The sequence below is a fragment of the Nocardia blacklockiae genome (genome assembly GCF_015477355.1).
Classification (GTDB): Bacteria; Actinomycetota; Actinomycetes; order Mycobacteriales; family Mycobacteriaceae; genus Nocardia; species Nocardia blacklockiae.
In genome coordinates this window covers 589,910-602,490 of sequence record NZ_JADLRJ010000002.1, presented here as the reverse complement: position 1 = coordinate 602,490, position 12,581 = coordinate 589,910, and the positions used below count along the sequence as shown (strand labels likewise).

The window sequence follows — 12,581 nt, the reverse complement described above, 5'->3', positions numbered from 1 at the left end:
GACGCGTGCTCCCGGACTCTGGGCCGGGTGTTCGTGTGACCCGACCCGCACGTCGGCGGCCCACCCGCACCCGGCGCTCGCGTGTCACCACGCTGCCGAGGTTGCTCGCGACTGCCGTCGAGACGAATCCCGACGGCACCGCCCTCGTCTTCGCCGACGCCACCTCGACGCTCGCCGAAGTCTCCTATGCCGAGTTGGACGAGCGGTCGACGCGGCTGGCCCGGTTGCTGATCGAGCGGGGTGTGGGTCCGGAGGATCTGGTCGCGGTGGGTGTGCCGCGGTCGGTGGACTCCGTCGTCGCCGTGTGGGCGGTGGCCAAGTCGGGGGCCGGTTTCGTGCCGGTGGATCCGAACTATCCGGCCGAGCGCGTGGCGCACATGGTCGCCGATTCCGGTGCGGTACTGGGCTTGACGGTGTCCGCGGTGCGCGACCAGCTGCCCGGCGGCGTCGAATGGCTGGTGCTCGACGGCGGCATCCGGGACCGCCTCGAGCGGGCGTCGGCGGAGCCCATCGAGAATGCCGATCGGTTGCGTCCGTTGCGTGCGGAGCATCCGGCGTATGTGATTTATACGTCGGGTTCGACGGGTGTGCCGAAGGGTGTGGTGGTTTCTCAGGCTGGTTTGTCGGGTTTTTGTGATGAGCAGCGTGAGCGGTATCGGGTGGGTGGTGATGCGCGGGCGTTGGCGTTTGCGTCGCCGTCTTTTGATGCGTCGGTGTTGGAGTTGTTGTTGGCGGTGGGTGGTGCGGGGACGTTGGTGGTGGCGTCGCCGTCGGTGTACGGCGGCGACGAACTCGCGGCCCTGTTGCGCCGCGAGCGCGTGACGCACGCGTTCATCACCCCGGCCGCCCTCGCCTCGGTGGATCCGGCGGGTCTCGACGATCTGCGCGTGGTGATCGCGGGCGGCGAGGCGTGCCCGCCGGAACTGGTGCGGCGCTGGGTGATTCCCGTCGCCACCGGCACTCGGGAGTTCTACAACGGCTACGGACCGACCGAGACCACCATCATGACGAACATCAGCGCGCCGCTGGTGCCCGGCGAGTCGATCACCATCGGCGGCCCGATCCGGGGCATCACCGAGTACGTCCTCGACGACCGGCTGAGCCCGGTGCCGGACGGCGCCGTGGGCGAGTTGTACATCACCGGTGCGCAAGTGGCGCGCGGCTACCACCGGCGGTCGTCGCTCACCGCGTCGCGGTTCGTGGCGAATCCGTTCGACCCCAGCGGTTCCCGGCTCTACCGGACCGGCGACCTGGTGCGCCGTACGGCGGCCGGTGAGCTGGAGTACTTGGGGCGCAACGATTTCCAGGTGAAGATCCGTGGTTTCCGGATCGAGCTGGGCGAGATCGACGCGGTGCTGGCCGCCCACGACGCCGTCGATTTCGCGGTGACGGTGGGCCATCGGCTCGACAGCGGCGCCACCGTGCTGGTGTCCTACGTGCATCCGGTGGACGGCGCGGTCGAGGTCGAGCAGCTGCTCGACTGGGCGAGCCGCAGCCTGCCCGCGCACATGGTGCCGACCTCGGTGATGGTGCTCGACGAGATCCCGCTGACCCCGGTCGGCAAGCTGGACCGGGCCGCGCTGCCCGCTCCGGTGTTGCAGGCCAAGGAGTTTCGCGCCCCGACCGGACGCCTCGAGACGCTGGTCGCCGACACCTTCACCGACCTGCTGCATCCCGCCGCGCCCGTCGGCGCGGACGACGACTTCTTCGACCTGGGCGGCAACTCGCTGATCGCCACCCAGGCCGCCGCCCGGCTCGGCGCGGCCCTGGGCACCCGGGTGCCGGCCCGGCTGGTGTTCGAGGCCCCGACCGTCGCCGCCCTGGCCGCGGCCATCGAGCCGCTGGTGGACACCGGCGGCCGGATCGCGCTGGCGCCCATGCCGCGTCCGGACCGCGTGCCGCTCTCGCCGGCGCAGCAGCGGATGTGGTTCCTCAACCAGTTCGACACCGCGTCGGCGGCGAACAACATTCCGGTCGTCATCCGGCTCACCGGCGACCTGGACGTGGAGGCGCTGCAGGCCGCGGTGGCCGACGTCGTCGAGCGGCACGAGACACTGCGCACCCGCTACCCGTCCGAGGACGGCACCGGCTACCAGGTGGTGCTGCCGCCGGAGCGCGCCATCCCCGACGTGGCCGCGAAACCCGTTGCGCCGGGCGAACTCGAGGAGTGGCTGGCGGCGTTCGCCTTCGCCGGTTTCGACGTCGCGGCCGAGGTGCCGCTGCGCATCGCGCTGCTGGCCGTGGATTCCGGTGTGCCCGGCCCCGAGACCACCGAGCACATCCTCGCGATCGCCGTGCACCACATCGCGGCCGACGGCGCGTCCATGGCCCCGCTGGTCCGCGACCTGATGACGGCCTACCTGGCGCGATCCGCCGGCAGTGCGCCCGGCTGGGACCCGCTGCCGGTGCAGTACGCCGACTACACGCTGTGGCAGCGCGCGGTGCTCGGCGACGAGACCGACCCCGGTTCCGTCGGGGCCGCCCAAATCGCTTACTGGCGTGAGACTCTCGACGGCATCCCGGATCGTCTCGAGCTGCCCGCCGACCGGCCGCGGCCGCCGGTGGCGTCCGGGCAGGGCGGCCAGTACCCGTTCGAGATCGACGCCGCGGTGCACGCGCGGCTGGTCGATCTCGCGCAGGCGTCCGGCGTGTCGCTGTTCATGGTGGTGCACGCCGCCCTGGCGGTGCTGCTGGCACGGCTGTCCGCGACCGACGACATCGTCGTCGGCACGCCCGTGGCGGGCCGCGGCGAGCGCGAACTCGACGATCTCGTGGGCATGTTCGTCAACACGCTGGCGCTGCGCACCCGCGTAGACGCGGCCGCGTCGTTCACCGAGCTGCTGGCGGAGGTGAAAGAGACCGACCTGGGTGCGTTCTCGCACGCCGAGTTGCCGTTCGAGCGCTTGGTCGAGGTGCTGGATCCGGTGCGGTCGCAGGCGCATCATCCGTTGTTCCAGGTGGCGTTGTTCTTCCAGAACATGGACAAGCCCGCGCTGGAGCTGCCGGGGCTGAGCGCCGCGGCGGTCGAATTCGACGGCGCGATAGCGAAATTCGACCTGCAACTCACGGTCGTCCCGCGCGCGGAGGGCGACGCGCCCGCCGGCCTGGCGGCCCTATTCACCTACGCGGCCGATCTGTTCGACCGGTCCACGGTCGCGGGCTTCGCCGAGCGGCTGCACCGCATCCTGGCGGCGGTCGCCGCGGACGCGCACCGTCCGGTCGGCGGCATCGAGCTGCTGTCGGACCCCGAGCGGGACCGAATCCTGCACGGCTGGAACGACACCCGGCACGAAGTCGACCCGGAGCTGCTGCTCGACGGCTACCGGCGTACCGCGGCCCGGCAACCGGAAGCGGTCGCGGTCGCCTACGAGGGCACGGCGCTGACCTACGCCGAGTTCGACGCGCGGGTGAATCGGCTGGCGCGCCTGCTGGTCTCGCGCGGTGTGGGCCCGGAGTCCTTGGTGGGCCTGGCGATTCGGCGGTCGCTCGACCTGGTGGTCGGCATGTACGCCATCGTGGCCGCGGGCGGCGCGTACGTGCCCCTGGACCCCGATCATCCCGCCGAGCGGATCGGCCACATCCTCGGCACCGCCGAACCGGTCGCGGTCCTCACCACCACGGCCGACTCGGCCGCGGTGTCCGGCGCGCGCGAGGTGCTCGAGATCGATGCGCTGGACCTGTCGGGATTCTCGGACGCGCCGCTCACTCCCGCCGAACGCCGCGGGCCGCTGCGTAGTTCGAACCCCGCCTACGTGATCTTCACGTCGGGTTCGACCGGCCGTCCCAAGGGCGTCGCGGTGTCGCACGCGGCCATCCACAACCAGATCGAGTGGATGCTCGCGCAGTACCCCCTGGGCGCGGACGACGTGTATCTCCAGAAGACGGCGACCACGTTCGACGTGTCGCTGTGGGGTTACTTCATGCCGCTGCGGGCGGGCGCGAAGCTGGTGGTCGCCACCCACGACGGTCACCGCGACCCGCTCTACGTCGCGGAAACCATTGCGGCCGAAGGCGTCACGGTCACCGATTTCGTGCCGTCGATGCTGACGGTGTTCGCGGCGCACCTGACCGCCGGCGCGTGTCCGACCCTGCGGGACATCTTCGTCATCGGCGAGGCACTGCCGCCGGAGACGGTCGACGCGGTGCGCCGGGTGTGCGCCGCGCGGGTGCACAACCTGTACGGGCCGACCGAGGCCGCGGTGTCGGTGACCTACTGGCACGCGCAGGGCGCGGACCGCCCGAGCGTGCCGATCGGGTTGCCGCAGTGGAACACTCGCGCCTACGTCCTGGACGGGCGGCTGCGGCCGGTGCCCGCGGGCGTGCCGGGCGAACTGTACCTGGCGGGCGATCAGCTGGCCCGAGGCTACGTGCGTCGGCCGGACCTGACCGCCGACCGGTTCGTGGCCAACCCCTTCGGGCCGGACGGGGCCCGCATGTACCGCACCGGCGATCTGGCGGTGTGGCGCGCCGGCACCGACGACTCCCGGGCGCGGCTGGAATACCTGGGCCGCACCGACTTCCAGGTGAAGTTCCGGGGCCAGCGCATCGAACTCGGGGAGATCGAGACGGCCCTGCTGGCGCAGCCGACGATCAGCCAGGCGGTGGCCCTGGTGATGCCGTCGACGCTCGGCGACCAGCTCGTGGCGTACGTGGTGCCCGCGCCCGGCGCGCGGATCGACCAACCGGAACTGCTGGCCGCCGTGGCGAAGTCGCTGCCCGCCTACATGGTGCCGGGGACGATCGTGCCGCTGGCGGAGTTCCCGCTCAACGCCAGCGGCAAGCTCGACCGCAAGGCGCTGCCGGAACCCACCTACAGCACGCGCGAATTCCGCGCTCCCGCAACGCCGATCGAGGAGATTGTGGCCGGTGTGTTCGGCGCGGTGCTCGGGGTGGAGCGAATCGGCGCGGACGACGACTTCTTCGCCCTCGGCGGCAACTCACTGGTCGCCACCCAGGTCGCGGCGCGGCTCGGCGCGGCGGTCGACGCCAGGATCCCCGTGCGGACCGTGTTCGAGACGCCGACCGTCGCGGCGCTGGCGGCGGCGATCGAATCGCACACGCACGGCAGACGCGGCGCCGAGCTGGGCAGTATCGTGCGGCCCGAGCAGGTGCCGCTGTCGCTCGCGCAGCGGCGGATGTGGTTCCTGAACCGGTTCGACCAGGACGGCGACACGGCCGGTTCGGCGGCCTACAACCTGCCGTTCGCCCTGCGGCTCACCGGCGCGCTCGACGTGCCGGCCCTGTCCGCGGCGCTCGACGACGTGGTGGTGCGGCACGAGGTGCTGCGCACCGTCTACCCGGAAACACCCGACGGGCCGGTCCAGGTCGTGCTGCCGGTGTCGGCGGCGTTCGCCCGCCCGAGCGGCGGCGACGCGGCACATCCGGGCGCCTGGGTCTCCGTGACGCCCGAGCGGGTCACCGCCGACGGCGCGGTCGCGGCCGTGTACGAGCTGGCGGCGACCCCGTTCGACGTGACGGCCGAGGTGCCGATTCGGGTGCGGCTGTTCGAGATCACCGACGCCGCAACGGATTCGGGGCCGGAGTACGTGCTCGCGGTGGTGGTGCACCACATCGCCGCCGACGGCTCCTCGATGGCGCCGCTGGTGCGGGACGTGATGACCGCCTACGCCGCCCGCACCGCCGGTGCGGCGCCCGGCTGGGCGCCGCTGCAGGTGCAGTACGCCGACTACGCGGTCTGGCAGCGGACCGTGCTCGGCGACGAGTCCGACCCGGATTCCGTGGCGGCACAGCAGATCTCGTACTGGCGTCGCGAGCTGGCGGGGCTGCCCGACCTGTTGGAGCTGCCGACGGATCGGCCGCGGCCCGCCGTGGCGACCCTGCGCGGCGGGCGGGTCGACTTCCGTATCGACGCGCGCACGCACGCGGCACTGGGCGAATTGGCGCGGGCGCACGGTGCGACGTTGTTCATGGTGGTGCATACCGCGCTCGCTGTGCTGCTCGCCCGGTTGTCGGGTACTGATGATGTCGCGGTGGGTACGCCGGTGGCGGGTCGTGGTGAGGCCGAGCTCGATGATTTGATCGGCATGTTCGTGAACACCGTGGTGTTCCGTACGCGGGTTGATCGCGGAGAGAGTTTCGCGGGTTTGCTGGTGCGGCAGCGGGAGACGGATTTGCGGGCGTTCGCGCATGCGGATGTGCCGTTCGAGCGGTTGGTGGAGGTGTTGAATCCGCCGCGGTCGACGGCGCATCATCCGTTGTTCCAGGTGGGGTTGTCGTTCCAGAACCTGGGCAAGACCGAATTGCGCCTGCCCGGCCTGAACGTCGAAGGCGTGGACGCCGATCTCCAGGTCTCCCAATTCGATCTGCACCTGATCGTCGGGGACGTCTATGGCGACGACGGTGACCCCGCCGGTATCGCCGGTCACTTCACCTATGCCACCGACCTTTTCGACGCCGCCACCGTGCAGGGCTTCGCCGAACGCCTCGCGCGCCTGCTCGCCGCGGTCGTCGCCGACGCGTCCGCGCCCGTCGGCGACCTGCCGCTGCTCGACCGCGAGGAACGCAACCGGGTCCTCGTCGCCCCGAACATCACCGGCTACCCGCTGAATTCGAGCGTGCTCAACACCATCCGGCCGCGCGGCACGGCGCTGCCCACACTCGGCGCGCTGCTCGCCGGTACGGTCGCCGCGCGTCCCGACGCGGTGGCACTGGTGGCCGACGGTCCCGACGGGGCCGAGTCGCTCACCTACGCCGAGCTGTCCGCTCGCGTCAATCGCCTTGCCCGGCACCTGATCTCGCTGGGCGTCGGTCCCGAGGCGCGGGTGGCGCTGGCCTTCCGGCGCTCGGTGGACCTCGTGGTGGCCATGTACGCGGTCACCACCGCGGGCGGCGCCTATGTGCCGGTCGACCCCGACCAGCCCGCCGACCGGACCGGCTACATCCTCGACAGCGCCGACCCGGTGTGCGTGCTGACGAACGCGGACGTCTTCGCGCACCCCCGCGCGCTCGCGCTGGACGAACTGGACCTGGCGGCGGTATCGGCCGCACCGGTCACCGACGCCGACCGCCGCGCCGCGCTCCGCCCGGAGCACACCGCGTACGTGATCTTCACCTCCGGTTCCACCGGGCGGCCCAAGGGCGTGGCGGTGCCGCACGCCGCGGTGGTCAACCAATTGCTGTGGAAGACCGCCGAATTCGGTCTCACCCGCGACGACGCCGTGCTGCTCAAGACGGCGGCCACCTTCGATCTGTCGGTGTGGGAATTCTGGACGGCCGCGGTCTGCGGCGGCCGCCTGGTGATCGCCGCGCCGGACGGGCACCGCGACCCGGCGTACCTGAACGAGCTGATGGCGCGCGCGGACGTCACCACCCTGCACGTGGTGCCGTCGATGCTCGACGCGCTGCTCACCGACGCCGCGGCCCGCGGCTCGGGCGACGCCTATCGGATGACCGGCGAGGTCGCCCGGCAGGAAGCGCAGCGGCCGGAGACCCCGGTGGCCACGGTGGCGCTGTGGAAGTCGCTGCGGCGGGTCCTCGCGATCGGCGAGGCGCTGCCCGGCGCGCTCGCGCAGCGATTCCGGTCCGCGCACCCCGACGTGGACCTGTTCAACCTCTACGGCCCCACCGAGGCGGCCGTCTCGATCACCAGCCACCGGGTCACCGCGGCCGACCAGGTGTCGGTGCCGATCGGCGCGCCCGAGTGGAACAGCCAGGTGTACGTGCTGGATTCGCGCCTGCATCCGGTCCCCGTCGGCGTCTCGGGCGAGTTGTACCTGGCCGGAGCGCAATTGGCGCGCGGCTACTTCGCCCGCCCCGACCTGACCGCCGACCGGTTCGTCGCCGACCCGTTCGGCGTGCCCGGCACCCGGATGTACCGCACCGGCGACCTCGTCGCCTGGAACGCCGGCGGTGAGCTGGAATACCGGGGCCGCACCGACTTCCAGGTCAAGATCCGCGGTTTCCGCATCGAGCTGGGCGAGATCGAGGCCGCGCTGCTGGCGCTGCCCGAGGTCGCGCAGGCGGCCGTGCTGGCCAAGCGGGACGCGCGCGCCGGCGACCGCCTGGTCGCCTACCTGGTCCCGGCCGCCGGCGGACTCGATGCGGCACAGGTGAAGTCGGCGGTCGCGGCCGCCGTCCCGTCCTACATGGTGCCCGCGGCCTTCGTCGTCCTGGACGCGCTGCCGCTCACCGTGAACGGCAAGCTGGACCGTAAGGCGTTGCCGGAACCCGAATTCGAGGCCACCGCCTACCGGGCACCCGCCACACCGATCGAGGAGATCGTCGCGACCACCATCGCCGAGGTGCTGGGCGTGCCGCGGGTGGGTGTCGACGACGACTTCTTCGCGCTGGGCGGCAACTCGCTGCTCGCCACCCAGGTCGCGGCGCGGCTCGGCGCGGCCCTGGAATCGCGGGTGTCGGTGCGCAGCCTGTTCGAGGCGCCCACGGTGGCCGCGCTGGCCGTCGCGGTCGAACAGTCCGCCGGGAGCGCGCTGCCGGCCCTCACGGCGGGCCCGCGCCCGGCACGGATTCCGTTGTCGTTCGCGCAGCAGCGTATGTGGGTGCTCAACCAATTCGACACGGGCGCGGCGGTATACAACATTCCGGCGGCCATCCGGCTGACCGGGACGCTGCATGTGCCCGCGTTGCGCGCGGCCGTCGCCGACCTGGTGGCGCGGCACGAGATCCTGCGCACCGTGTACCCGCTGACCGCCGACGGCCCGGTGCAGGAGATCCGCCCCGCCCGCGACGTCGACGCCGATCTCACGGTCGTGCCGGTGTCGGCCGCGGAGCTGGTGCCCGCCGTGGAGCAGCTGATGCTGCGCGGCTTCGACGTCACCACCGAGGTGCCGTTCCGCATCGGCCTGTTCCAGGTGACCCCGGAAATCGGTGTGGCACAACCCGATTCCGGTGAGTACGTGCTCGCCTTCGTGGCCCACCACATCGCCGCCGACGGCTGGTCGATGGGCCCGCTGACCCGTGACCTGATGCTCGCCTACGCGGCCCGGACCGGCGGCGACGCCCCCTCCTGGGCGCCGCTGGCGGTGCAGTACGCGGACTACGCGCTCTGGCAGCGGCAGGCGCTCGGCGCCGAGGACGACCCGGATTCGATTCTCGCCCAGCAGATCGCGTTCTGGCGGCGCGAACTCGCGGCACTGCCCGAACAGGTGGATCTCCCGGCCGACCGCCCGCGCCCGGCCGCGGCCTCCTACCGCGGCGACACGATCGAATTCGACATCGACCCCGACCTGCACGCCGCGCTGAACCGGATTGCGCGCGAACATCATTCGACGCTGTTCATGGTCGTGCACGCCGCCCTCGCGGTGCTGCTCGCGCGCCTGTCGGGCACCCGGGACATCGCGATCGGCACCCCGGTCGCGGGCCGCGGCCACGCCGCCCTCGACGACCTGATCGGCATGTTCGTCAACACCCTGGTGCTGCGGACCGAGGTCGATCCCGGCGCCACCGTGGGCGAGTTGCTGCGCACCGTCCGCCACACCGATGTCGCGGCCTTCGCGCACGCCGACGTGCCGTTCGAACGCCTGGTGGAGCTGCTGGATCCGGCGCGCTCGGCGTCCCGGCACCCGCTGTTCCAGGTGATGCTGACGTTCCAGAACCTGGCGCCCGCGGAGTTGCGGCTGCCCGAACTGACCGTCGCCGGTGTGGCCGCCGCGCCGCCGCCCGCGAAATTCGATCTGCAGGTCACCCTCACCGAACGCACCGACGACACCGGCGCCGCCCAGGGCATCGCCGCCGCGTTCACCTACGCCACCGACCTGTTCGACCCCGCCACCGTGCACGGCTTCGCCGACCGCTTCCTGCGGGTGCTGGCCGCCCTGGCCGACTCCGGCGCGGCCGTGGGCGATATCGGCCTGCTGACCGACGACGAGCGCACCGTGGCGCTGCGGCAATGGAATACGCCCATTGCCGCGCCGCGAACCGCCACCGAGTCGTCACTGGTCGAGCTGATCGACGAACAGGTCCGCCGCCACCCCGGCGCGGTGGCCGTCCGCTCCGGCGATACCACCCTCACCTACGACGAGCTGGACCGCCGCGCCAACCGCGTGGCGCGGGCGCTGATCGCGCACGGCGTGGGGCCGGAATCGCTGGTGGCCGTGGCGGTTCCGCGCACCGCCGAACTTCCGGTCGCGCTGCTGGGCGTGCTGAAGGCCGGTGCCGGGTATCTGCCGATCGACACGGCCTACCCCGCGCAGCGGCTGCGCTTCCTGCTCGCCGACGCCGCGCCCGCCTGCCTGCTCACGACGGCGGGGGAGCGGGAGGCGCTGCCGGACAACGACCTTCCGGTCGTACTGCTCGACGACGTCGCCGCGCACACCGACGCGCCGGTCACCGATCGCGACCGGAACGCCCCGCTGCGCGCCGACCACCTCGCCTACGTCATCTACACCTCCGGCTCGACGGGCGTACCCAAGGGCGTCGGCGTCGCGCACCGGCAGGTGTTGCAGCTGCTGGCGAACACCCGGCCACTGTTCGGTTTCGGCGAATCCGACGTGTGGACGCTGTTCCACTCCTTTGCCTTCGACTTCTCGGTGTGGGAGCTGTGGGGCGCGCTGAGTTCCGGCGGCAGCGTGGTGGTCGTCGACTTCGCGACCTCGCGCTCCCCGGAACGGTTCCGGGAACTGCTGATTCGCGAGCGCGTGACGATGCTCAACCAGACGCCGTCGGCGTTCTATCAGCTGGTCGCCGCCGACCGGGACGCGCCCCCGGCCGCATTCGCGCTGCGGCACATCGTGTTCGGCGGCGAGGCGCTCGATCCGCGCCGGCTGCTGCCCTGGTACGAGCGGTACCGCGAAGCCCGGCTGGTCAACATGTACGGTATCACCGAGACCACGGTGCACGTGTCGTTCCTGGCGCTGGACGAACACGCGGCCGACAGCGGCGCCAGCGTGATCGGCCGCGGGCTGCCCGGCCTGGACACCTATGTGCTCGACGAGCGCCTGCACCCGGTCCCGGCGGGTGTCCCGGGCGAGCTGTACGTGGCCGGCGACCAGCTCTCGCGCGGCTACCTCGGCCGACCGGGCCTGACCGCCGCCCGATTCGTGGCGAATCCCTACGGGCCGCCGGGATCTCGCGTGTACCGCTCCGGCGACCTGGGCCGCTGGCGCGCGTCCGGCGACACCGCGACCCTGGAATACGCGGGCCGCGGCGACCAGCAGGTGCAGTTGCGCGGATTCCGCGTCGAACTCGGCGAGGTCGAGGCGGCGCTGCTGCGCTGCCCCGGCGTCGGCCAGGCCGTGGTGGTCGTGCACAGCGATGCCAAGACCGGCGATCGGCTGGTGGGATACGTTGTCGGCGAAGGCGACTCGCGTCCGGATCCCGCGGAACTGCGCACCCGGGTCGGCGAGTTCGTCACCGGCTACATGGTCCCCGACGCGATCACGGTGCTCGACGCGCTGCCGCTGACCCCCAACGGCAAGCTCGACCGCCGCGCCCTGCCCGCGCCGAAATTCCACAGCGGCACCGCCTTCCGCGCCCCCGCCACCCCGACCGAGCAGGCGGTGGCCGACGCGTTCGCCGAACTCCTCGACGTGGCCGAGGTCGGCGCGGACGACGAATTCTTCGCCCTCGGCGGCAATTCGCTGCTCGCCACCCGCGCCGTCGCGCGGCTGCGGGCGGCGACCGGGGCGCGGGTCGAGGTGCCGTGGTTCTTCACCGACGCCTCGGTGGCCGGGCTCGCCCGCCGCATCGACACCGAAGGCGCCGGGGAACAGGACGATTCGGCGTTCGCGGTGCTGTTGCCGCTGCGCGCCGCGACCGGCGACCCGGTGTTCTGCATCCACCCGATGTACGGTCTCGCGTGGGCGTACATCGGTCTGGCCCAGTACCTTTCGCAGCCGCTGTGGGGAGTGCAGTCCCCGGCGCTGTCGGAGGACTATGTGCCGGAATCGATCCACGACATGGCGTTGCGCTACGTCGCGGAGATCCGGTCGGTGCAGCCGGAGGGCCCGTACCGCCTGCTGGGCTGGTCGCTGGGCGGCGTGCTCGCGCACACCGTCGCCACCGAACTGCAGGCCGCCGGCGCGGAGGTGTCGCTGCTGGCGGTGCTGGACGGATATCCGGAGCTGGACGTCGCCGACTTCCGTTCCGCCGTGCGCGACGCCCTCGCCGAACTGGGCCTCGGGGCCGACGCCCTGCCCGCCGGCGACCTGCACGATCTCGGCGACGAGGCGCTGGCCGCGCTGCACGCCGCGATTCCGGCCGACCTGGTGTCCCTCACGCCCGAGCGGGTGCGCCGGATCTACAGCGGCGCGGTCCGTTCGGCCGAACTGGTGTCCGAGCATCGGCCCGCCGTCTTCCGGGGCACGATGGAGTTCTTCCGCGCGGGTGGTGATGTCAGTCACATCGAACGCGGGCGCGCGGCCGCCGACTGGGCGCCCTACGTCGACGGCGAGGTGGTCGACCGGCCGGTACCGGTTCGTCACGAGGAACTGGTCGGACCCGAGGCATTGGCCGAGATCGGCCCGGTGCTGGCGGCGCTGCTCGACTCCGACCAGCACTGATACGGGTCGACCGCCCCACCGCGTGCCCGGCGGGCCGCAGTACCGGACAATGGTCTGGTTCCGGGTCCCGGCCCGCCCCGCCGGCCCGGGATGGGGCCGCCC

At 72.2% G+C, this 12,581-nt stretch carries 1 protein-coding gene; it reads left to right on the top strand.

The window, feature by feature from the left end; all coding sequences use genetic code 11:
* The first annotated feature begins 101 nt into the window (after positions 1 to 101).
* On the top strand, positions 102 to 12,479 hold the full coding sequence (locus IU476_RS08485; RefSeq protein ID WP_438943982.1) for a non-ribosomal peptide synthetase: 12,378 nt from the start codon (positions 102 to 104) through the stop codon (positions 12,477 to 12,479).
* Positions 12,480 to 12,581: the final 102 nt, after the last annotated feature.